At 65.5% G+C, this 21,571-nt stretch carries 28 protein-coding genes; 18 read left to right on the top strand and 10 right to left on the bottom strand.

Annotation, left to right across the window (positions count from 1 at the left end; all coding sequences use genetic code 11):
* The first annotated feature begins 47 nt into the window (after positions 1 to 47).
* The 3 genes from B5X90_RS00955 (at position 48) to B5X90_RS00950 (ending at position 958) form a co-directional block, all read left to right on the top strand.
* The gene (locus B5X90_RS00955; protein WP_143264607.1) at positions 48 to 254 is read left to right on the top strand and encodes a hypothetical protein; all 207 of its coding nucleotides are present in this window, start codon (positions 48 to 50) and stop codon (positions 252 to 254) included.
* 16 nt (positions 255 to 270) lie between these two features.
* Positions 271 to 396, top strand: coding sequence for a hypothetical protein (locus tag B5X90_RS21460; protein ID WP_256859994.1), 126 nt, complete (start codon positions 271 to 273; stop codon positions 394 to 396).
* A 106-nt stretch (positions 397 to 502) separates the two neighbouring features.
* Positions 503 to 958, top strand: a complete 456-nt coding sequence (locus B5X90_RS00950) for a hypothetical protein (RefSeq protein WP_143264606.1) — start codon at positions 503 to 505, stop codon at positions 956 to 958.
* A 31-nt stretch (positions 959 to 989) separates the two neighbouring features.
* Here B5X90_RS00950 and B5X90_RS00945 read toward each other — a convergent pair whose 3' ends face one another.
* The 4 genes from B5X90_RS00945 to B5X90_RS00930 form a co-directional block, all read right to left on the bottom strand.
* Positions 990 to 1,244: a hypothetical protein gene (locus tag B5X90_RS00945; RefSeq protein ID WP_256859993.1), complete on the bottom strand. Its 255-nt coding sequence runs from the start codon at positions 1,242 to 1,244 to the stop codon at positions 990 to 992.
* A gap of 41 nt (positions 1,245 to 1,285) precedes the next feature.
* On the bottom strand, positions 1,286 to 1,501 hold the full coding sequence (locus B5X90_RS00940) for a hypothetical protein (protein WP_079549649.1): 216 nt from the start codon (positions 1,499 to 1,501) through the stop codon (positions 1,286 to 1,288).
* 115 nt (positions 1,502 to 1,616) lie between these two features.
* Positions 1,617 to 2,165: a hypothetical protein gene (locus B5X90_RS00935; protein WP_079549648.1), complete on the bottom strand. Its 549-nt coding sequence runs from the start codon at positions 2,163 to 2,165 to the stop codon at positions 1,617 to 1,619.
* Between the two features lie 84 nt (positions 2,166 to 2,249).
* A complete protein-coding gene (locus tag B5X90_RS00930) occupies positions 2,250 to 2,654 on the bottom strand; it encodes a hypothetical protein (RefSeq protein ID WP_143264605.1) in 405 nt (134 codons plus the stop codon).
* 662 nt (positions 2,655 to 3,316) lie between these two features.
* On the opposite strand from B5X90_RS00930, the gene B5X90_RS00925 reads away from it, so the two are divergent.
* Positions 3,317 to 3,601, top strand: a complete 285-nt coding sequence (locus tag B5X90_RS00925) for a hypothetical protein (RefSeq protein ID WP_256859992.1) — start codon at positions 3,317 to 3,319, stop codon at positions 3,599 to 3,601.
* Positions 3,602 to 4,129: 528 nt separating this feature from the next.
* On the opposite strand, the gene B5X90_RS00915 is transcribed toward B5X90_RS00925, so the two are convergent.
* Complete coding sequence (locus tag B5X90_RS00915; protein ID WP_179128995.1) at positions 4,130 to 4,993, bottom strand: LysM peptidoglycan-binding domain-containing protein; 864 nt, start codon at positions 4,991 to 4,993, stop codon at positions 4,130 to 4,132.
* 649 nt (positions 4,994 to 5,642) lie between these two features.
* Between B5X90_RS00915 and B5X90_RS00910 the strand changes: the two genes are divergently transcribed.
* The 3 genes from B5X90_RS00910 (at position 5,643) to B5X90_RS00900 (ending at position 7,600) form a co-directional block, all read left to right on the top strand.
* On the top strand, positions 5,643 to 5,873 hold the full coding sequence (locus tag B5X90_RS00910) for a hypothetical protein (RefSeq protein WP_079549644.1): 231 nt from the start codon (positions 5,643 to 5,645) through the stop codon (positions 5,871 to 5,873).
* Between the two features lie 31 nt (positions 5,874 to 5,904).
* Positions 5,905 to 6,114 carry a hypothetical protein gene (locus tag B5X90_RS00905; protein ID WP_079549643.1) on the top strand — a complete coding sequence of 70 codons (210 nt, stop codon included), beginning with the start codon at positions 5,905 to 5,907 and terminating at the stop codon, positions 6,112 to 6,114.
* A gap of 517 nt (positions 6,115 to 6,631) precedes the next feature.
* On the top strand, positions 6,632 to 7,600 hold the full coding sequence (locus B5X90_RS00900) for a neutral zinc metallopeptidase (RefSeq protein WP_079549642.1): 969 nt from the start codon (positions 6,632 to 6,634) through the stop codon (positions 7,598 to 7,600).
* A gap of 67 nt (positions 7,601 to 7,667) precedes the next feature.
* Here the strand turns inward: B5X90_RS00900 and B5X90_RS00895 are convergent, their stop codons facing one another.
* Complete coding sequence (locus B5X90_RS00895; protein WP_079549641.1) at positions 7,668 to 8,234, bottom strand: DUF805 domain-containing protein; 567 nt, start codon at positions 8,232 to 8,234, stop codon at positions 7,668 to 7,670.
* Between the two features lie 793 nt (positions 8,235 to 9,027).
* Between B5X90_RS00895 and B5X90_RS00890 the strand changes: the two genes are divergently transcribed.
* Both B5X90_RS00890 and B5X90_RS21140 read left to right on the top strand, forming a co-directional pair.
* Entirely contained in the window at positions 9,028 to 9,234 is a 207-nt protein-coding gene (locus B5X90_RS00890; RefSeq protein ID WP_079549640.1) for a hypothetical protein, read from the top strand.
* A 70-nt stretch (positions 9,235 to 9,304) separates the two neighbouring features.
* Positions 9,305 to 9,823: a hypothetical protein gene (locus B5X90_RS21140; RefSeq protein WP_079549639.1), complete on the top strand. Its 519-nt coding sequence runs from the start codon at positions 9,305 to 9,307 to the stop codon at positions 9,821 to 9,823.
* Positions 9,824 to 10,164: 341 nt separating this feature from the next.
* On the opposite strand, the gene B5X90_RS00880 is transcribed toward B5X90_RS21140, so the two are convergent.
* Entirely contained in the window at positions 10,165 to 10,665 is a 501-nt protein-coding gene (locus B5X90_RS00880) for a hypothetical protein (protein WP_079549638.1), read from the bottom strand.
* Between the two features lie 187 nt (positions 10,666 to 10,852).
* Here B5X90_RS00880 and B5X90_RS00875 point away from each other — a divergent pair, with 187 nt between their 5' ends.
* The 9 genes from B5X90_RS00875 (at position 10,853) to B5X90_RS00835 (ending at position 16,477) form a co-directional block, all read left to right on the top strand.
* On the top strand, positions 10,853 to 11,143 hold the full coding sequence (locus tag B5X90_RS00875) for a hypothetical protein (protein WP_256859991.1): 291 nt from the start codon (positions 10,853 to 10,855) through the stop codon (positions 11,141 to 11,143).
* On the top strand, positions 11,140 to 11,382 hold the full coding sequence (locus B5X90_RS00870; protein WP_079549636.1) for a hypothetical protein: 243 nt from the start codon (positions 11,140 to 11,142) through the stop codon (positions 11,380 to 11,382). Before B5X90_RS00875 ends, B5X90_RS00870 begins: the two co-directional genes overlap by 4 nt.
* Positions 11,379 to 11,939 (top strand): hypothetical protein, encoded by a 561-nt coding sequence (locus B5X90_RS00865; RefSeq protein WP_079549635.1) that lies wholly within the window; start codon positions 11,379 to 11,381, stop codon positions 11,937 to 11,939. Before B5X90_RS00870 ends, B5X90_RS00865 begins: the two co-directional genes overlap by 4 nt.
* Positions 11,939 to 12,256: a hypothetical protein gene (locus B5X90_RS00860; protein ID WP_079549634.1), complete on the top strand. Its 318-nt coding sequence runs from the start codon at positions 11,939 to 11,941 to the stop codon at positions 12,254 to 12,256. The genes B5X90_RS00865 and B5X90_RS00860 overlap by 1 nt, the downstream gene beginning before the upstream one ends.
* Positions 12,257 to 12,518: 262 nt before the next feature.
* Complete coding sequence (locus B5X90_RS00855; RefSeq protein ID WP_306292810.1) at positions 12,519 to 12,815, top strand: SRPBCC family protein; 297 nt, start codon at positions 12,519 to 12,521, stop codon at positions 12,813 to 12,815.
* A 789-nt stretch (positions 12,816 to 13,604) separates the two neighbouring features.
* Complete coding sequence (locus B5X90_RS00850) at positions 13,605 to 14,078, top strand: hypothetical protein (RefSeq protein WP_179128994.1); 474 nt, start codon at positions 13,605 to 13,607, stop codon at positions 14,076 to 14,078.
* Between the two features lie 65 nt (positions 14,079 to 14,143).
* Complete coding sequence (locus B5X90_RS00845; RefSeq protein ID WP_079549632.1) at positions 14,144 to 14,629, top strand: hypothetical protein; 486 nt, start codon at positions 14,144 to 14,146, stop codon at positions 14,627 to 14,629.
* Positions 14,626 to 15,591: a hypothetical protein gene (locus B5X90_RS00840; RefSeq protein ID WP_143264604.1), complete on the top strand. Its 966-nt coding sequence runs from the start codon at positions 14,626 to 14,628 to the stop codon at positions 15,589 to 15,591. Before B5X90_RS00845 ends, B5X90_RS00840 begins: the two co-directional genes overlap by 4 nt.
* A 28-nt stretch (positions 15,592 to 15,619) precedes the next feature.
* Positions 15,620 to 16,477 carry an oxygenase MpaB family protein gene (locus tag B5X90_RS00835; RefSeq protein ID WP_079549630.1) on the top strand — a complete coding sequence of 286 codons (858 nt, stop codon included), beginning with the start codon at positions 15,620 to 15,622 and terminating at the stop codon, positions 16,475 to 16,477.
* 174 nt (positions 16,478 to 16,651) lie between these two features.
* Here the strand turns inward: B5X90_RS00835 and B5X90_RS00830 are convergent, their stop codons facing one another.
* The 3 genes from B5X90_RS00830 to B5X90_RS00820 all read right to left on the bottom strand — a co-directional run bounded on the left by B5X90_RS00830 (position 16,652) and on the right by B5X90_RS00820 (position 21,422).
* Positions 16,652 to 18,631: an APC family permease gene (locus B5X90_RS00830; RefSeq protein WP_079549629.1), complete on the bottom strand. Its 1,980-nt coding sequence runs from the start codon at positions 18,629 to 18,631 to the stop codon at positions 16,652 to 16,654.
* Between the two features lie 121 nt (positions 18,632 to 18,752).
* Complete coding sequence (locus tag B5X90_RS00825; RefSeq protein WP_179128993.1) at positions 18,753 to 19,877, bottom strand: AI-2E family transporter; 1,125 nt, start codon at positions 19,875 to 19,877, stop codon at positions 18,753 to 18,755.
* A gap of 30 nt (positions 19,878 to 19,907) precedes the next feature.
* Positions 19,908 to 21,422: a CYTH and CHAD domain-containing protein gene (locus B5X90_RS00820; protein WP_079549628.1), complete on the bottom strand. Its 1,515-nt coding sequence runs from the start codon at positions 21,420 to 21,422 to the stop codon at positions 19,908 to 19,910.
* Between the last annotated feature and the right edge of the window lie 149 nt (positions 21,423 to 21,571).

Below are 21,571 nucleotides of genomic sequence, written 5' to 3'. Positions count from 1 at the left end.
ACCTGGTGCCCCTTGTGCAAGGGCGACAGTCATGCCAGAGTGCGCCCATGATTGAATCCGACGCCGTGGTCGCGCGCGCACTCAGCAAAATTCCAGTCCGGGCCTCTCGCCAAATGACGGCCACCGAGTATCAGTTTCGCGTGGCCGCGGTCCTCAACGTTTTTGACATCGAAGCGGTAGTCGACGAAACGGGCGGAATTCGTTACGGGGGCGAGGGGGTTGAGCTGGAGGATCAGCCCCTAGAAGAGGCTTGAAGGTTGGCACGTAGTCGTGTTTCTGGCGATGCTGGTGATCGCCGTCATCGTCGTCGCGGTCGTGATGGTCATCGTTCTCTGGAAAGGGCTCCGGGCCCGCCGGAAGGACGACGGTGACGTGCCCGGCCTTCCGCCGAACTAGCGGGCTGGCGGCCCTGCGGTGAGGATCACTGCATTGTCCGTCTGCATGGCCTGCGCCCGGCCGCTGGCCCTACGAGCTTCGGGACGGGTGCGCGTAGTCTGTCGCCATGACCTCGGGAAGCGGTGCTGGCGGCAAACGGTACGAGTGGCAATCGTGGCCGTCCGATTCCCTGGAGGGGATGCCGCCCAAGCGGCGCCGGCTCGTCGTCTGGGGGCTGCTGTGGCTCTTCCTGAGCAGTCTGCTGGACAGCATTCTCGAGGCACTTGGGGTACCCGAGCTGTGGCGGCCCGTGCTGCTCGCCGCCGCCCTGGCGGCCGTCTTCGTTCCCCTGGTCCGGGGAGCAATCGCTGAGACCCGTGCCCTTCGTGCCGAGGGTGTCGATATGCCGGCCTTCGTGATCACCCGCAAGGCAGTGATCGTCCTGGCCGTCTTCACCGGTGCGCTCTGGGTCGTCTTTGCTGCTCTGACCTTCTTCGGCGCGTTCGCCTTCCCGCTGGTGCCGATCGCGTGGACTCTCGTGCTGGCTTTCCAGGCCCGGCAGTGGAGGTCCCTGCCGCGTTGATACCAGGTCCGCTTTGCGGCCGGGGCAGTGGCTACAGCTGTCTTCCCCGACGGTCCCAGTCGGCCCGGCGGTCATCTTCCTCGTCCCAGAACGGTGCGTCCTTTCTCCGGACCCGGAGCAGATACAGGAATTGCGCCACGCTAACCGCGAACCAGGCGGCGTAGATCCAGAAGGAGACGGCGTCGAATCCCTGTTCGGACCAGAGCTTGTTGAGGGCGAGCAATGCACTGACCGCAATCTGCCCAGCGGCGGACCAGGCTCCGAACTTCCAGGAGCCGCGAGTCATCCGCGGCTCCAGTCGCTTGCGCCCCTCACTGGTCGGCATGATCAGACCTCCGGATGCTTCGGGTCCTTGCCCCGTTCTCGCCAATAGTCGGCTTTCTGCTCCCGCAGAAACCTCACGAAGTACACCATCGCAGTCACCAGCACGATGACCTGAAAGGCCAATAGGACCCACGTGAGCCACTCCCACTGTTCAGTGCGTAACGCCGGAATCAGCCCGCGTATCAGGGAAACGGCAGCCCCCACGATCAAGGCGACCATGACAGGTGGAGGGAGCGGGGTTCGCCGTCGCTGCGGAGTGCTCATGGCCCACCATACCGATTATTCGTGGCACGATTAGGGCCGCCCCGTCGGCTATCGCTAGCGAATGCCATGCTTACCCCAGACACTCTTCGATGAGCTTCAGGCCAAGCTCGCCGGTGGCGAAGTGCAGCCGTCCCTTATCGGTCGTAAGCGACACGATCCCCCAGTTTTTCTTCAACTCGCGAGGCCGCTTCGGTGGCGGCTCGACCTGGCCCTGGCTCGCGACGTCGGAGAACACCGTGATCTTGCCTTCGGGCCCGCCCTTCTCGATGTAGTCGGGCTGGAACTTGAACGTGCCGGTGCCGATCTCGGCGAAGCCCGGCAACCACCGGCCCCGGAGCGAATCGGGATGCGAGTCCGCATACCGGAGTGCGCATTCGATCACGCCGCGCTCGGCGTCGCGAGCCAACCGCTCTTTCCGTTCGGGAACGGCCTTGCGGACGAGCAGGAACGATCCGAGGCCGATGATCACACCAGTTAATGCCGTGGATCCCCACAAGCCCAGGTCATCGCGGACGACGCTTGAGGCGAAGGTTCCGACGAAGATCAGCCAGAAATATGAGGAGACAGCTGCCTTTTCCCACCTGCCCCGCGGCGAGGGCTTCAGCATCTCAACAGCCATTTCCGCATCTCCTCCTCTACGATCGTTCGTTGCCGCACCGCTGACACGAGCCGTGGGCGGTGCGGCAACGACCAGTTGTGGTCGCTACAGCTCCGACGCCGTGCGAGCCGTCTGCATCAGGCCGTCCATCCTGGAAGTGAAGTTCTCCTCCGCGCCGAAGAACGTCTTATCCGTCAGCCTCCACCCAAATCGGTCGAAGACCGCCGCCGTGACTTCCGATCCCCCTTCGAGCGAAGGCCGCACGGACAGCGTGAGGCCGACGGGGGCGTTGTTCTGCCCCCAGGAAATGAGGTTTCCCCAGATCTTGTACAGGGCTTTTGAGCCTGTTGCGACCTGGATTTCATCGCCTGTCGTTTTGACCGCGTATCGCCTATCACTGAAGGCTTCTAGGAACTGGGCTTTCAGGTCTTCAGGGCTCAATGGCGTAAACCATGTCTCCGAGCGGTGGAAAATCGGATTGCCGATTCCTCCTCGGCCCTGTTCCTCCATCGAGCTTCCCCCTTTCGCAGTCGTCAATGTCTGTACTATCCGCATCTCTGCGTCTCCTACTGCCCAGCCGACTCTCTTAGGGGCGTGACGACTGCTGGGTGGTGGGTCGCGCCGCGAGGCGGCCCCAGTTGTAGGCGTTGTAAGCAGCCAGTATTGCTGCGCCAGCGCCAATCCACTGCGAGTGGCCGTCGAATAGGCACGCAAGGACTCCCAATAGGAGGAGCACGGTGGCCACCATATATGCTTTGCGTCGGTTACGCGGTTCCATCAGTCACCCCACCTTCCGACGTAGTAGGCATTGGTTCCCCGCTCGTCTACTCCTGCCAGGCATGCTTCATAGAAGTTCAGCGATGCCCCGAAAGCGGAACAACAAAGCCGGCGGCCTATGGCCACCGGCAGATCGATTTGAACGTTGCGGCGCAGGCCGCCTTCCCCCAACAAGCATTGTGCCCCCAGACTTGGAAGTGAGTGATGGCGCTCACTCTAGGCATGGGTTTTGTCCAATGACTAGAGAAGTCGCGTGTCATTTTCGTGACAAAAATTTGTATCTCTTGTCACGGTCGCCAGGGTCGAAAAGTTGATGCCTTGCCCACCTATCCATCCTGCCGAACAGTAGTAGCCTCTCGATTGGGCCGACTGTGGCTGACAAAATTGGGGGAACCATGAGCGAATCGAACGACCTGCGCAACGAAACCGTGTCACTGAACGGCCCGATAGAGTCGGAAGTAGTCGCCTTCCACGAAGGACGGAAGTACCGCCGCAATTCCATCATCATCGGCGTCATCGGGCTGTTCCTGTTCGGCATCGCAGCGGGGGTCGTGGCGTTTATCCTTGCCGGACGGGCTGAGGCGAACGGGGTCAAGGCCACCGCCGGGAAAGTTCTGGGCGTCCTCGATGTCATCGGCGGCATCATGGTCCTCACGATCTACTTTGCCAGCAACAGATGACAGTTGTTACCGGTAGCTGAACGGCATGACCCCTGAGGACCTCAGGAAGTGGACCAATGCTTATCTGATCGAGTTGGAGGCAATGGACTCGATCAGGTTGGCAAGCGACGCGCGCGGCAGACAATAAAACAAGCACGTCCATCGGATGCAACGTGCCCAGCTCGAGCTGGGGAAGACTGCCGACGGGCGAGCGGCGATTACGGCGATGATCGCTCATCCCATGCAGACCGTGGCCCAGTGGTCCGCTGCTCATTCTCTCTTCTGGGCTGAAATCGAAGCGCGGGCCTATCTGGTAATACTTGCAAGATCGGACGGCGTCGGGTCCTTCGAGGCGGAGACGGTTCTGCGTGAATTTGACGCCGGCCGCCTAAAGATGGACTGGGAGCCCATGCGCCGATGAACCCGAGGACGACGCCGAGGCAGAGCAGCCTGACCGATACGTTTCCGGTGCGCCACCACCCCGGCCCGGTGCTGCTCTTCGCCATCGCTCCGTCCTGTCTGTTGAATAGTTGCCTGTGCCGGGAGGACCTATTTGTTGATGGGCCTGTTCAGGTCGAGGCTGATGGTCTGTCCGGGGGCGAACTCATCCCGCGACGGGGCGAGGTCGTACCAGGCTCCCGCGCCGCCGGTGAGCGGGCGGTTCGCTGATCTCAGGTCCGTGGCACCGAAACGGAACTCCACCTGACGCTCCGTGTCACCGGGAACTGTGGTGTAGGTCAGGGGGATCCCGGCCGCGTCGGCGGTGAAGGAGCCCCGGGCGCCGTCAATCTTGAGTTCACCCGGGATCAGCCTCACCCTGGTGCCCGCCGGGATGTGCTTGCCCGCGGGCAGGGACGGGTTGTACTGCAGCAGCTGGGACGTGCTGCGGCGGAACGTGTAGCCCAGGCTGTCGAGGGAGTCGCCGTCCACGGTGGTGTAGAAGATGGTCCGGCCGAACGAATTATTGACGGAGGCTCCTGTGCCTGCCTTGCTGTCCACCGGGTCCTTCTGCAGCCTCAGGTGCTTCCCAGCAAGGAGAAAATACACGCCGCCCCTCTCGCCGACGTCACTCGTCTTGTTCGCTTCCGCCAACTGCTCGTCGGTCAGCCCGAACCGGTACGTGATCCCGCCCAGGGTGTCGGTGGGTGCAACCACGTAGCTGATGGGGATGCCTTTGGCGTCGAAGACGGCCGTCCCCTTCGCGCCGGTGATCGGACCCGGGGCGGGGATGAGGCGAAGCTTGGTGCCCGACGTCAGGGGCGCCCCGGGCTGCAGCCCGTTGAACTCAGCGAGCTTTGCCTCGGAGAGCCCGAAGGCCCGGGCCACCATGTCCGCCGTGTCCCCCGCGACAGTCGTGTAGTAGTCAGCGTTCCCGAACGAATCGGACACCACCGGCCCGCGTGCTGAAAGCATTGCGAAGTCGGCCTCGGCGGCGGTCGCTGTCCCGGTTGGGGTGCCGAGCTCTGAGGGGACCGGCTCCGGAGACGGATCATAGGCGCACGCGGCCAACACTCCAGATAGCAGGACGGTGATGGCCGCGAACTTCCAGCCCCGATTCAGTGCGGGTCCTTGCGGACCGCTGCTGTGGATCTTGTGCATTGTGGTTCAACTCCCCCAAGTCGAGGCGCAGGGCGGCGCATGGAACTGATCATAGGCCCGTTCGCTGGCGCGAGGGCGTCGAGTCGTGCGGTGAGCCAGTCGAGCGGCTGGCCGACCCAGCGCCCGGAGGTGGTTGAGCCTCCGGGCCGGGCGCCTTTACTTGTAGCTCAGGCTGAGCAGCATCGTTTTGAGCTGCGCGTACCGTCCGGTCCCCATCCGGGCCTTCGCTGCAGCCGGCGCAGCGAACGCCAGGGGGACGGCGAATCGCTCAGCACCACGTAGGCGTTCATGATCCGGTTCGTCAGCATGATCTGGTTGGATCCGGAGCTGCCGTCGGGTGCCAGGAACCGTGCGCGCGCCGGACATCCATGAAGTAGTAGCGGCTGCCGTTGACCAACTGGCCGTAGGCGAAGCCGAACTGCGTGGCTTCCCCTGACTTGTCCCTGATACCGGAGACGGGGCTGTGATCCCGGACTTTCCGCTTGACCGGGCCAGAGGCGCCGTCGCCGTACTTGCCGCTGTACACGCGGGCCAGGACTGCACCGGTGCCGTCACCTTCTTGCTGGCAGCCGGGGCTGCAATCGGGGCCGGTGCCGGTGCGACGGTGGCCGCCGCGGTGGCGGTGGCCTTTGCCGCGGCCGTGGCGCTCGGCGAGGCTGCCGCGGTGCTGGCCGGTGCGTTCACAGGTACCTGACCGACGCGGACGGCAACCGGTCTCCGAAATCGTGCCCCTGAACGTTCCGAGCCAGCCGTTCCCCGAGGCGCTCCCCATCCTGAAAATCGTCGCGAACTACGCCGCAGACCTGATCGGGGCCGGGCTGGTCGAAACCGTCGACGGCCAGCTGGAAGCGCGCACGCTCGGCGCCTCCGACATCTGCGTCGTCGTCGCCCACAACGCCCAGACATCCGGCCTCCGGGCCATCCTGAAACCCTGAAAGCCGAAACCATTACGGTCGGCACCGCCGACTCCCTGCAGGGCGGCCAGTGGCACGCAGTCGTCGCGCTGGACCCGTTTGTCGGCTACACCACGGCGACGACCCATCAGCTCTCCCCCGGACGGCTGTGCGTCATGGCGTGCCGTCACATGACGCACCTGACATGGGTCAGCGACGGCGGATGGGAGCTGGCCCTGATGGACCCGGACATCGACCCGGACGAAGCCGGGAAGGGACGAAAGGTTCGTCAGGCCCTGACCGCTAAGTAGCGGCCCGGTGCCCTGCCCGCTGGTGCGGGCAGGGATTTTGCCGTTTCTGCGCCATTCGCCGGGTGCACGAATCCAGCATTTTCGGCGAAAATTGTCGACGATGAATGCCCGTGCTGGTGCAATCCGAAATCGGCAGGCGTATATTCGGGAGAATCACTCCATAAATCCGACGTTTACGGCGCCGGCAACGACGACTATGGGTGGGGTCGCCTCGAATCCAGCAGTTTCTGCATGAGAAACGAGCCACCATGAAAACACCGCGTGTTGCCTTTGCAGTTGCCTTATCCTTCCTCCTGGCCAGCTCGGCGTGCTCCGTGCCGGCCGGACAGGGCCCGGGTTCGACGCCGAGCCCGTCGGCCAGCGCCAGTGCGACCGATCCGGTATCAACACCGACGTCCTCCCAAGCCACGTCTTCCACCGCGCCTGAGACGGCCACCGCAACCCCGTCCTACAAGGCCGTCGTGCCGCCGCCAGACACCTCGGCACCCGCGACGGCGGCGCCGTCGCCGACCACGACCCAGCTGCCGCAGCAGCCTGCCGCCGGCCAGGGACAGCAGCTTCGCTCCACGGGCGGTTCGGCGGGTTCGACGGCCACCATGGCCTCATTCATGACCACGGTGATGACCGACGTCGACAAATACTGGACCAAGGTCTGGCAAGGAGCCGGCTACACCGAACCGTACGTGAACGTGATCTATCCCGGCCCTGGCGAGGCGGTGTTCACCCCTTGCGCAAACAGGATGACCACGGATGATGATGCGTTCTACTGTGGCACCAACGACACCATCGTCATTTCCCAGGTCGTTGCCACCAAGATCTGGAACGGCGAGGTCAAGGCGAACACCGACCCGGCGACCGGTAACCTGTCCGGTGACTTCTCGGTTGCCCTGGCCGTCGCGCACGAATACGCCCACAACCTGCAGACCGAACTCGGGATTATTCCGGCGCCTCCGGCGGCTGAGCTATACCCCGTCTACAAGACCGAACTCCATGCCGACTGCTGGGCGGGCGTCTGGGCCAACTCGGCCTATTACGAGGGCATTCTCGAGGCCGGAGACATCGAAGAAGGTATTCAGGCGACCATGCTGCTGGGAGACAACGAACTCAACGACCCAGGGCACCATGGCACTCCGATGCAACGGCACGCCGCCTTCATCGCCGGGTACAACTCCGGGATCCCGGCCAGTTGCGACTCCTGGCTGCTCGATTCCTACTGAGCTTCGGAGCCCGGACGCAGACAGGCCACCGGAGCGTTTTGCCCCGGTGGCCTGTCGGGTTGCCCGCCTACCAGGTCGGCTGGTCGAACCGCTGGCCTTCCGGCTTGGAGGGCTGCGCCATGAAAATGAGGATCAGGATCGGGCCGACGAACGGGATCAGCGCGAGCAGGACCGTCCAGCCGCTCATGTTCGTGTCGTGGAGCCGCCGGACGGACAACGCGATGTTCGGGACGATTATGCCCAGGGAAATGATGATGGACAGGATGAGCCCGATCCAATAGACGGGGCCCGGGACGCTGGTGCCGTCGGGGCGCAGTGTCGCGCCGGCGGCCCCGCCGACCAGGGTGAAGGCGTTCAGGACAAACGAGGCGATGCCGTTGACGAGCGCCCACCACCAGAATTCACTCCGGCTGGCCCGGCCGGAGAACGTCGCGTACTTCCTGAAGTACCTCGCGATGGCCTCCGGCAGTGAGGCTCCGTAGAGCGGGGCCCAGAGCGGCACCGGCCCCGCCGTAATGCCCGGGTATGCCGGCGCAGCGTACGGGTTGGTCGCCCACCCTGTGTTCTGCCGGGGCTGGTCGCTCGGCCACTGCTGCTGGCCGGTGCCCTGAGGTGACTGATAAGGATCTGACATGCTGCTCCTTCACTGCTGTGGTGGGTGGGTCCGGCGTGCCGCGACGAGCTGGAAGTCATGCCGCTGGAACGCTGTGCCGTGGTGCCAAATTCGGGGCACCCCAGCGGGTCCCCGGGTGTCATGGTACCGGCCATGTTGCGCAGTGGGCAGGGCCTGCGAGGTTCGTTTTTGCAGGTCAGGGCATGAAAGAGGGGGCCGGCGAGGGCCAGCTCCCTGCGGGGCTCTACTTGACCTGCACCAGGGAAAGCCGGCGCTGCCGAACGACTGACCCCTCGTGCTACCGCCGCTGCCTTGCTCGCCTCCGGGGCCCTGCTACTCGTGCCCGCCGCCGCTCACGCCGACACCTGCATGAGCGATGACAAGGGCAACCGGGTCTGCGGCATGTCCCGAACCCTACCGACCAGCGGCCCGGGATCGTACACCGGCAACACCGGTATTCACGACGGCACGGTCGGAATGATCGGCCCGGACGGACAGCCATTGGCTCCTGCTCCCCCGCAGCCCTGGACAATCCCGGGCTATGTCCCGCCGGCGGCTCCGCCACCCGCCCCGAACCCCGACGGCCCGGCCAACCACGTGGCGCCGCCGCCCGTGACCACCCCCGGCTACACCCCACCGGCGCCTACGGTTGAGCTGCCGCCGGCCGCCGGGTCTGCAGGGACCGGCTCAGGCACCGACGGCGCCGGCAGCGCGGCAGGCTCCGACGGAGATTCCGGTTCCGGGGCGGGCACCGACTCCCCGACGGCTTCCCCGTCGCCGGCTGCCTCGGAAGCGGCCACGCCCCGTCCCGACGATGACGGAACGGGCGGTGCGGACCGCGGCGCCGACCACGGCCGCCGCGGAGGCCGTGGCCTCGACGCCGGCGTCCGAGACGACCCCGTTCAACCCGGTACCTCTGCTGGTCATCATCGGCACCATGATGGGTGCCGCCGCGGTCATCTGGTTCGTGCCCGGCATCCGGGCCGCCGTCACCGTGTTCTTCGCCCGCGGCGGGCACTGACCCGGGCACCGGAACGTCACAGTCGAGGCCGATCCAAGGTGCGCACTGACTGGCGGATAGGATCGCAAGCATGCGTAAATATCTTGCCGCCTTTGGGGTTGCGGCAGCCCTCCTGACCGGCTGTTCAGCCCAGGCCACCACCTCGTCAGCTCCGGCCCCGGTCAGCACGGCTCCGGCCGTTGCAACGCCCAGCCCGACACCCACGCCGACTGCCGCGGCCGACGCCACCTCCGTGGCCACCGCGCTGAAAGCCAAGGTCAAGTCCATCACCAAGGTCACGACCGTCACCGAGGCAATGGACGAGAACCAGCTCCTGGGCCGGAACGGCCAGTACACCTCCCTTGCGTGGATCACCGACAAGGGTGCGACGGCCGGCAAGACCGGAAGCGACGGCGGCGCGGTCGTCGAAATGTTCGCCAACGCGGAGGACGCCAAGGCCCGTTCGGAGTACATCCAGAAGGTGCTCAAGGCGATGGGCCCGGCCGCCGGCACCGAATGGCATCACCTGGACGGCGCAACCCTGCTGCGCGTCAACGGCAAGCTGTCCCCGAGCGTGAACGCCCAGTACACCGCCGCGTTCGGCAAATAGTCCCCCATACCCGCACAGAAGCCCGGTCACCCCTCGAGGCGGCCGGGCTTCTTCATACCGGGCTCCGGTCAGGACTCTTCCGTGAGGTCCATGACGTCGGAGCCGGCGTTCTTGTTCACGGATTCGACACCGCCCAAGCGCTGGCCTTGGTCTTGTAGCTCTCCGAGGAGGCGGTGGTTTCGCCGTTGCCTGCCTGTGCCTGAACCGGTATCCGCCGGACTTGTCCTCGTAGAGCTCGAACTTGCCTGCCATGAGCACACCTTCGTGTCTGGTGGTCCATCGGGCCGGAATGCCGCTGAGCCACAGCCTACCGGCGGCGCGGTGGCATCGGAATGCCGCGGCTAAGGCGCCAGCAGCGCGCAGACATCTGTTACTTTGCCGGGGCCAGTGAGTCCCCCATTCGGGGAAACCGGCCCGTTCAGAGTCCAGGTCACCTGCCCTGATGTGTAGAAGATGCCAGGGGCGCCGGAACCAGCTGGGAGGGAGATCAGGTTCTTGCCGGTCCCTTTATAGACAAAGTCGGTGGGGCCAAGCGCCACCTGTATTGTCCCGTTCAAGGGGTAGCGGACCATTTTTGAGGTCGGGCCCGTCAGCGTGATGGTGACGTCGGCACCCACGTTGGTATAGAACCGTAAGTCCTTGGAGGGGTCCACAAGGTGGTGGGGAAACTGGTCGATCACTTTGGTCTTGCCCGTAGTCACGGCTTCGACCGTAAAGCCGGGGCAGTCAAGCGTCTCCGCTGTCGGGTCGAGTGGGGTTGGTGGCGCGGCGACGGCGGCGCCCGTCCCGGCGAAAAGTCCGACTCCGACTGCGAGGGCGATGGGTATAAGTGCGCGCTTCATGAGGTTGCTCCTTCGTAGCTTGCGAAAAAGTCCCCCCATGGGCACGGGAAAGTCCCTGACGAATGTCCGCGCATCATAGGCTCGCGGCGCGGACCCGACAAGCGTAGAGCCTACTCGCCGTAACGCGGCCGGCCGCTGCGGCGGCCCGGTGATGAGCCCGGCGAGGCCGGCCGCACACATCAGGTCCATGACGACACTTCGCCAGGAAGCCCAGGACCCGGCCACCGCGCCCGAACGCCTCCACGAACTCATCCACCTCGCCGGTGACCGCGGCGCCCAGGACACCATGGCCCGGTTCAATGCGGCCCGCAACCCATCCCTGGATGTCGGCACCCTGCGCCTGCTCGCCGAAGACCGTCTCGACTTCATCGCCAACGCCGCCCGGGAACGCCCCGGGATGCCGCGGCGCCCCGGCCCGGGACTCCGTATCCCCGGGGTCCCGCACTTCGACCCGAGAACCGGACGGATGAGCCGATGAGCGTCCAGATGATGGAGGGCCGGCAGGCGCTGGCTGAAGACCTCGACGACGCCGAATACATTGGCCGACTCCTGGCCTCCACCACCGACCCCGAATTCACCACGATCAGCTTCCTGGGCGTCTTCACCCGCGGCGCCGTCTTCGTCCAGCAGCTCGGCCGGGACGGCTGCCCTGCCGGGTCGTTCGCGGTTCTGCCCGCGGACGAATTCAAGGACCGCTTCACTCCGGCGGCCCAGTGACTGAAGCCCAGTCGTCCGCACACATGAGCGGCATGGAAACCTCCCAGCCCTCCGAGGCACCGATCGCAGCCGCGCACGTCATCGACCGGCTCGCCCTGGCCCAGAACCCGGACACCGAAACCCAGGAGCTCTGGCAGCTCATCGACGACCCGAACACCACCGTCGCCAACACCGCCCGTCACCGCCTGAACCTGGCCCTGCGCCCGGTCGAGCCCGCACATCGCGGTCATCGACCCGAAGACCGGTCTGGTGGTCAAGCCGTGAGCGGAGGATCATTCAACTACCTCTGCAGCCGGTACTCCCTGACCGAGCTGCTGGAGCAGACAAGCGACATCGACACGATGGGCCGGACGCTCCGCAACGCCGGCCACGTCGAAGCCGCTGCGGCCACGGAATCCATCCTCGCGGACATCAAGGCCTTCGAAGAATCCATCCTGGCCAGGGGTGAGGCTCTGCGCGGTGTCTGGAAAGCGGTGGAATGGACGCACTCCAGCGACTGGGGACCGGGATCCATCACCCGCGAGGTCGAAGCCTTCAACGCAAGGCCCACCGTCTGATGCCGCGCGCCCACGACCTGATCGGCGATGTCACGGCACCCGCCGAAATCTTCCCCCGCCTCGACGCCCTGGCCTCCGTGGTCGACAGTCTTCGGGAACGCGGACTTCACGACGCCGCCGGCGAGACCGCCGAACTCCTGGAAGAAGCCCGGGCCTTCGCCGCGACTATGCAGGCCCGGTCCTGCCGCCTGCGCCGGGTATGGAAAGCCGTCGAAGTGGCGTCCGAGCCAGCCACGGATACCGCCGCCACACGGAACATCACCGTGGCGGCACTGGACTACCGGGCCGTCAGGGAACAAGGCACCCGGCGGTTTTGAGTGACCTCGTGCGTGCTGGTTGTGGGACGTTCGGCGGTCGCTGGCGGAGGCAGATGTGGACAGATTTTCGAGTCGAGGCTGAAGGAGCTGTAATACTCTGACAATGGCTGTCTACTTTGAGTGCACAACGCGGACAAATACACCCAAATCCGAGCTATTTGACCTTTCCCGGAGCATCGACGTCCACAAAGACTCAATGGCGCAGTCTCGTGAAGAAGCCGTAGCCGGCGTCAGGTCCGGTCTCATCTCCTTGGGAGAAGAGGTGACCTGGCGCGCTTGGCACTTCGGGATCCCGATCCGCATGACGAGCCGCATCACCCAGATGGAGGCGCCGGACTATTTCGTCGATGAGCAGGTCAAGGGTCCGTTCCGACGGTTCCGGCACGTTCACGAGTTCAGCGAGGACGCGGCGGGAACCACGACGGTGGACCGGATCGAGTTCGCGGCCCCATTCGGACCCATCGGACGTCTGGTCGAGAAACTGGTGTTGGCCCGATACCTCCAAAGGCTGATCGAGACGCGCAACCGACACCTTTCAGGTGACTTGACTGTCGAGTAGATCGTCTCGGTAGCCGAACCTTTACCGGGCCAAACGGTCCAGCTTCGGGCACTGATGCTGGAGCAGTACGACGCCCGAGCCTGACCGGGGAGCTTTCCCCGCCCCGCAGCGGGCTACAGCTTCTCCCCGCTGAATGGCCAAACCCGCTATCCCGACCAGGGGCTCACAGACACGCTGGCCAAAGAATGGCCACACAGCGTCGTCGCCCCGTGGTCGCCGGCGTAGAGTCTGCGCAAGAGACTTGCAAGCGGATCGAGGGATGACAAATGACAGTTAAGGGCTGGAACCCGCTGGTGCTTTTGCCCGTCGCGTTCATCGTCGTCTTCGTGGTTTGGGCAGCGCGACGAGCGCGGGGCCGGAAGTCCAAGGGCTGACGACCCGCTGAGCCTCTGCGCGCTTGCCGGTACAAGGTGTTGAGCCGGTGCGGCTACAACCCGCAGACCGCGGAGCGCGCCTCTCCCTCGACGGCCGCCGTCGACAGGAACACCGGCAGCTCACGCCGCGGCCGGGCCAACCAAAAGACCGCATCCCTGCCGGCCCCCCAAAAGCTCCTGCAGGAATGCGGCCGTCGTGGCGTCAGCCGGAGCGCGGCTCCCCTGACGGGCAGCCCTCAGGCTGCGTGCCTCCACGATGGAGGGGGTACCGGAGGTGTGGACCGGTAGCCCCAGGCGCAGAAATAGACATGTCCAATTCTGTTTTCAGAGAGTAATGCAAAATTGTTAGACATGTCCAATCGGATGATACCGTCTTCTGCATCCACCCTTTCGACCGCAGAAAAGGAGCCGCGCGATGAACGACGCGTCAGTCGATTCCGAGCCGGGCGCGTCACTCGCAAGGAAGCTGAACCTGCTCCTTGATTCCTCTGAAGCGGCCGGGAACAAGATCACCTTCAACGACGTCAGCGCCGCCATGAAGGCGGCCGGCACACCGATCTCCCGCGCCCGCTGGCACTACATGCGCACCGGGTCCGGGCCCGAGGTGAAGAAGACCGAGCTCCTGCAGAACCTCGCAAAGTTTTTCGGCGTGAACCGCGACTACCTGCTGCACGACCAGGACGGACTCCCCCAGAAAGTCGAGGCCCAGCTCGACCTTCTGGCCAGCATGCGGGCCACCAAGGTCCGCAATTTCGCTGCCCGGCAACTCGGCGGCCTGTCGCCCGAGACGCTCCTTCAGATCCGGGACCTCATCGACGAGCAGCTGGCAGAGACGAACGTCACTTCTTCCGACACACCGGGCGCCGGAAAGGCCCCTGAACAGGGCTGATACGCTCCTCCTTGGAGTCAGAGGCACTCCGGCCCCTTATCGGACCACCCCAAGGATCAGCACCCATGGACTACAGCGTCGCCCGAGCGCGGGCCCGGACTGCGGAAGAAAGCCTGCGGCTGCAGGAGCCGGTCTCCATGCGCTCCATCCAGACCCACCTGGAGACCGCCAGCGGGCGTCCGATTGTCATCAAGCCCATCGACAACACCCCCACCGACAAGGTCTGCGGCCTGTGGTTCGGCCTGGACGACCTGGACCTCATCCTCCACGCCAAGGCGGCGTCAGAGGTGCACCGCCAGCAGATCGTCCTGCACGAGTTCGCCCACATGATCCTCCGCCACGAGCAGGAAGTCCTCTCGCACAACGACGCCAAGGTCTTCTTCCCGGACCTCGATCCGGAGCGCGTCGTCTCGGCCCTGAAACGCACCTACTTCGCCGACGAACTCGAAGTAACGGCCGAACTCCTTGCCGACCGGCTGGCCTCCCGCATCCGCCGCTCCTACCGGCAGCCGGACGCGGAGCCGGGCAACTTCGGGGCGGTCTTCGGATGATGCAGTTCCTCATGGCCGCGGCACTGTTCCTGTTGGCGGGGGCCCGCATTCCCGCCCTGCTGCGCAGCAGGAGCGACCTGGTGTTCTCCTGTGCCGTGTACGGAGGCGTGGGCTCTTTGCTCATGTCCCCGATTGTCTACGTCCCCGTCGATACGGCTCTGGGCGGCATGAACCTGGTCAAACTGGTCCTGAACTCCCTGATGATCATCTCTCTCTGGTATCTGCGCCTCGCCGCATACGCCGCCATCGCCCCGGAGGCCGGCGGCCGCCGGTCCTGGTGGACACGCACGCTGCCTTTGACACTCACGCTGACCCTGCAGACAGCGTTCTTCCTCCTCACAGGACCCACCGTCACGACCCCCGCCTGGGGCATCTACGAGGACCGTTTCCCGGCTCTCCTGTTCTCACTGATGCTCACCCTCTTCATTTGTTCGATGAGCGCGGAGATTGCCGTGATCTGTTTCCGCTACGTCCCGCGGATGAGCCGCTCGTTCCGCGTCGGTTTCTCCATGCTGGGCGCCGGCTGCATCATGGGCTTCCTGGTGATGGCCGAGATGTGTCTGTCCCTGCTGGCCCGACACCTGACATTCCTGGCCATACTGGTCAGGCCCGGCTTCCCCTACCATCAGCTGGAACTGGTCGCGACCGTCCTGGCCGGCGCCGGACTCACGATCCCCGCGGTTGCCGGCAGGGCGGCCCGCAAGAACCTGCACCGCCGCAACGCCGAAAGCCTTGCACGCGTCGAGGCCATCTGGGCCAAGGCGCTGCAGAGCACGTCGCTTGACCGGACCCTTGAGGCCGACCCGCAGGCACCGGTCCAGGACAGGCTGCACCGGATGGTTGTCGAAATCCGGGACGCTGAACTCGTTGCGGGCACTTCGGTGTCCTTCCTGACCGCGGAGGAGCGCAGCTACCTGCTCTCTGTTGAAGCAAAGCTCCATAACTCCCCTGCCCCTGCATAACCTGCGACAACAGCTACGGAAAGCCCCCATGCACCTCCTGACTCACCCGACCCGCCGAACACGCCCGAGCGGTACGGACATGTACGGGATCTACCGGAACATGGTCCTCTTCGATTTCAAGAGTGAAATCCACTCGGGCTTCTTCGTCGCCTATTACCGCAACTTCGCCATCCCCTCCACAGCGAGGACCCTAGCGGCGACCGGGGAGATGGAATCCCGGCCGATGAAGCGCTCCTACGACACCGGCATCGTCCTCCACGAGATCATCGCCAACGGGTTCGAGCACGAACGCAGCCAGGAAATGATCAAACTGCTCCGCCGGGTTCACAAGGGGGTGCCCGGCACGCCGGACGATTTCGTCTACGTCCTCATGACCTTGCTTGTCCTGCCGCTGCGCTGGACCGAGCGTCATGGCTGGCGCCGGCTGACGGAGCTGGAGAAGCGGGCCGCCACGGACTTCCACGCAGAACTGGGCCGGCAGATGGGGCTCGAGGGCATCCCGGGCACCTTCGCGGAGGCGGAACGGTTCCTGGACGAATACGAGGACCGGAACATGGGCCCGAGCCCCGAGGGCTCGATGCTGTTCAATGCGACCGTCGCGGCCTTCGCCAGCCGTATCCCCACCCTGCTTCGCAGGTTCACCCCGACCATCCTGGCGCTGATGATGGACAAACCCCAGGTCGCTGTGGCGCTGGGCCTGAGACCTGCCCCGGCAGTGCTGCGCGTACCGTTCAACGCGGTGCTGCGGTTCCGCTCCCTCAAGGCCAGGCGGCGTCCCTTGCCGACCGAGCCCATATTTGTGCCGGGACGGATGAACGTCGTGGCCTACCCGGACGGATACACGCTGGACCAGATCGGCCCTTGGGGGAAATCCGCCAACGTTTGAGGCCCGGGGGTGGCCGAGCGGCTGGCCGCCGTCGACCCTGGGTGGACCGGCCGCAGCCGTGACAGGCCTGCGTGCTGACCGAAGTCGACGACGCGGACTCCGACAACGCGCGAACAGCCCCGCCGGAATCTGAATCCCGGCGGGGCTGTTCGTTGTGGCTAAAGTGCGCTCTGCCTAGCCCACGTGGATGGCGGGTCGGAGTGCCTGGTCGGGCTCGGTCTCGCGGAGGATTTCGCGCACCAGCGGTGCGGTGTCGCCCTCGCCGAGGAACAGGTAGCGCATGAGGTGGCCGACGGGGTTGCCCTCGGACCACTCGAAATAGCACTGGGGCTTCGTGCCGGTCGAGTCGCGCATGGCCAGCAGGACCGCCGCTATCGCGTTCGGCACGGCCGGGGACTTCACCCGCAGGACCCGGTAGCCGTCCACTTCGACGCCTTCGACCCGGAGCGTGTGGCTGAACGCCGAAGGATCCGAGATTTCCACCTCCAGGAAGATGACATCCGCCGGGCCCGGGACCGGGTTCAGCCCGCGCTGTTCGTACTCCTTGTCCGCGTACTCAGCCTTGTCACCGGCCTGGCGTTTGTTGGCGATGACATTCAGTTGCCCGTCGAAGGCAATCGAATCCGTGATGAACTGCCGGGCTGCCTCGTCGAACTCGATGGTTTCCAGACGCAATTCGGTGGTGCGCTGGACCCGGGAGATGAGTGAGACCACGATGATGCCGGCGATGAAGAACGCCGAGATCGCAATGCCGTCGGGCTTTTCGATGACATTGGCGCCCAGCGCGTACAGCAGGACCAGGGTCAGCGCACCGAAGCCGATGGTGCCGGCACGGCTGTGCCGGCGGATCGCGGAGACCGTCACGGCGACGGCTCCGGAGACCATCATGGCCAGGATGCCGGTGGCGTAGGCACCTGCCTGCGCGTTGACGTCGGCGTTGAAGGCGATAGTGATGCCGACGCTGAGCACGGTGTAGACGATCACGACCGGGCGGACCGCCCGGCCCCATTCCGGCGCCATGCCGTAGGCCGGCAGATACCGGGGAACGATGTTGATGAGCCCGGCCATGGCGGAGGCCCCGGCGAACCAGAGGATCAGGGCGCTGGAAATGTCGTAAACGGTGCCGAACCCGGCGCCGAACAGGTCGTGGGCGAGGAACGCCAGGGCGCGGCCGTTGGCCTGGCCGCCCTCCTCGAACTCCTTGGCCGGGATCATGACCGTGGTGAGGAAGCTGGTGGACATCAGGTAGACGCTCATGATGGCCGCCGCCGTGGTAAGCAGCTTGCGGGTGTTCCTGACCCGGGACGCCATGACCTCCTCGGGGCTGTCCCCGGTGGCCTTGATCAGCGGCATCATGGAAACGCCGGTTTCGAATCCGGAGAGGCCCAGGACCAGCAGCGGGAACGCAATGACGGCCGGGCCGATCAGGTCCATGGGGCCGCCGCCGGCGCTGGCGAGCAGCCGGTCGGTCCAGCCGGTGATAAGGGACGGTTCGGAGAGAACATGCGCGAATCCTGCGGCGACGACGGCGGCGTTCAGGAGCAGGTAGACGGCCACAAGGGGAATGGCGACGCCGACGGCCTCGTTAAAGCCGAGCAGGAACACCCCGCCCAGGATCAGCAGCAGGATCACTGTGATGATCACGGCACTGCCTTTGAGGCCTTCCGGGATCATCGGGTTCTCCAGCAGGTGCACCGTCGCGTCGGCCCCGGAGAGGGTGATGGTGATGATCCAGGAGGTCGCAACGAACCCGAGCAGCAGCAGCACGAAGAACTTGCCGCGCCAGAACGGGAGCAGCTTCTCCAGCATGGCAACCGAGCCCTGCCCGTGCGGGCTCTCCTGCGCGACCCGGCGGTACATGGGCAGCATGCCCAGCAGGGTCAGGGCCACAATGAGCAGGGTGGCCAGCGGCGACAGGGCACCGGCGGCCAGGGCGGCGATACCGGGAAGGTAGGACAGGGTCGAGAAATAGTCGACGCCGGTCAGGCACATGACTTTCCACCAGGCGTTGGGCTTGTGGTCTTCCTCGGCTTCGGGGCCGGCGGGTGCGACCTGGTTGGCCAGAAGCCAGCGGACCAGGGGCTTGTGGTCCGGGCGGTTGGCCTGCTTCAGGTCAACTTGGGCCGGGACGGCGTGGTCAGAAGTGGTCTGCATCGGATCTTTCTGTCGGTGGCCGGGCGTGTGCCGGGCAGGAGCAAGTCGTAGGAACCGGTCAATTGTAGTGCCGGGCCCACGTTGCCGCGGTCAGCGGCAGGCAGCGCCCGGAGCGGCGGACCTACCGCAGCTCCGGTCCGCGCGGCTCCGGTCCGGGCAGCTCTGGTCCGGGCGGCTCAAGTCCGGGCAGCGGGTCCTTGCCGGTCCATGTCTTCACGACCGTCCACGTGACGGCGGTGATCGGCACGGCCAGCAGCGCGCCGACAATGCCGGCGAGTATGGTGCCGGCAGCCAGGACGAGCAGTATCGCCAGGCCGTGGATGCTGAGGACCCTGCCCATCAGGACCGGCTGCAGGAAGTGGTGTTCGAGCTGGTTCACGCCGATGACCACGGCCACGACAATGAGCGCCTGGACCAGCCCGTTGGAGACCAGTGCGACCACAATGGCGAGAGTGCCTGCGACAGTGGCGCCGACAATCGGGATAAATCCGCCGATGAAGATGAACACTCCCAGCGGCAGGGCCAGGGGCACTCCCATGATGGCGAGGGTGATCCCGACGACGAGGCCGTCAACCGCGGCCACCATGGCCGTGCCGCGGACGTACCCGCCCAGGACGACGGTACTGCGATCCGCCGCCAGCCGTGCCCTGGCGCGGTGGTCGGCCGGCAGCATGCCAATGAGAAAGGCCCGGATTTCGGGCCCATCCTTGAGGAAGAAGAACAGGGTGACGGCCATCAGCACCGCGCCGGTGAAGATTTCCACCGCGGTGCGGGCACCCGTGAGGGCTTCTGCACTGAACGTGCTCGAGGTAAAGAACTCCCGCACCGAGTCCATGACGGCGGTGATCTGTTGGTCGCTGACAGGGACAGGTCCGTGGTTCAGGAATGAGTGCAGTTGCTCGACCCCCGCAGCGGCCCGGGCCGTGAGCTCGCCCCACTGGTTAGAGACCAGGATGACGATGCCGGCGATGACGCTGCCGAAAACGGCGAGAATGGCCACGAACGAGGCAACCACCGCGAGGGCGCGCGGCCAGGCGTGCCCGGTGAGCCAGCGGACGAGCGGGGAGATCGCTGCGGCCAGGATAACGGCGATGAGGACCGGGATGATGACGAGCGGGATGCGGCTGGCGGCCCAGATGATCGCCCATGCGAGGGCGGACACGGCGAGGACCTGTACGGAGCGGATGCTGGCGCGGCCCAGTCCGTCCGACCAGATGGCCGGCATTCCGCTGCGGGGTTCGATCATAGGGGCTCTCCCGGCGTTCGGACGCGGTGACTAGGCCCAGCGCAGGGGCTTCGGCCTGGACTGTTGCCACGCATCGTAGAAACGCAAGCGGGCTTCGTTGCCGCGCTGTTGCTCAAGGGCGTGCAAGCGCCCGAAGGTAAATCCGCTGCCGGGGCCATCCGCCGCCTGCCCCGCCAGCACCAGTAGGGTTTCCCGGGTGACGACGCTGTCCTGGAAGTCGCCGAGGATCTCCTGGATGCCCTCCGCGGCCCGGGCAACGTTCGTTGCTTGGGTGCCGAAAATGGGGGTAGCGGCTTCTGCGGCATAGCGCAGCCGCTTGGCAGCCTTCCGAACTTCATGCAATGCGGCATCCGGCGGGGTCCCGCCTGCGCCATCAAGGGACCGGACCGCCGCCTTGAGGCGGTTGCGTTCCGCGGAGACGAGCCGGCCAACCGTCCCCAGCGCATCATTGCCTGCCCAGCCACTCAGCGGAGGTACCGCGAGGAATGCGTCGAGGGCATCGAGCAGGCGGAAGTAGCGGGTGCTGTCCAGCGCCGCGAGGCCGGCGGCACGGCCTTGTTGCTGGACGGTGCCGAGGTGCTCCTGGATCTGCCGCGCGACCGGCCCGATCAAAAGCTCCGGAGGTTCGGCACTGATCATGTCCTTCAGCCGGGCGCGGATGACCTCGGCGTCCCGAGCCTGGCCTACGTTGCCGGCGAGCCACTGGAGCTCGCCCCGAAGGAACCTTGCCGACGTCGTATCTGTGAGCGTTCGAAAGGTTGCCAGTGCCGACCGCAACCGGCGGGCGGCGACCCGGAATTGATGCACGGCATCGGGCGCATCGACCCTGACGCGAGGATCATTCAGCTTCACGGCGCGTACCTGTTGGGATACATACGAGAGCATGACGTCCGAGGCCGGCCCGCTCGGATCCGGTTTCGGAGCCGCGCCGGGATTCTCCGGATAGTCCGGTCCGAGCGCCCGGGCGAGCTTGAACGGGTGGGTGGCGATGGTGACCCCCTCTGCGGCGCACAGGGCGTCAGCGTCCTGGAGCAGCCGACGGGGGCCGTCGGCGAGTTCCAGTTCCCATTCCCGCCATCGCGACGGACCCGCTCGGCTCAGCAAGGATTGGGCCTCGACACGGTCGTCACTGAACTTGGCAAGGACGGCGCCGTCGGCGGCGTACAACGGCGTCAACCTCCGGCTGGTCCGTATGTGTGCAACCGGCACCAGCTCGTGACAGCGGGTGTGGACGAGCACCAGCTGCCGCAAATTTTCCGGCACGGCATCCTGATCGCCGCAAAGCGGCTCCCGTATCTCCCGGCGCTCCCCCACGGCGACCGGCAGTTTCAGGTGCCATCCTGCATCCGGACCGCCGGACCGGCGGCGCAGGGTGATCCGTTGCCTGGCCAATGCCAGTGCTTTGGTATCAAAGTAGACGGCGTCCAGCATTTCGTTCACGGGCTGCCCGGCGCGATCTACCCCTGGGATTGATGCCAGTGGCGGGAGGGCGTCGGATTCCGAAGGGCTGTACTTGCGTTCCACCTCGATCGCGTCGGCGGCCATGCTTCATTTTAGGAACTCCCGCACGCTCCCGGCGTGTGCCCAAAGGCCCCTATCGGAGCAGATTGTCACGGAAACCGGGTGCTGGAGACGGCCGGCCTGGTCATCCTCGTCGAGGCCAAGCCCTAGCTTCACCCGAACGGACACATGCG

Origin of the sequence: Arthrobacter sp. 49Tsu3.1M3 (assembly GCF_900168135.1) — a bacterium.
Classification (GTDB): Bacteria; Actinomycetota; Actinomycetes; order Actinomycetales; family Micrococcaceae; genus Arthrobacter.
This window is presented reverse-complemented; position numbering and strand designations above follow the sequence as displayed.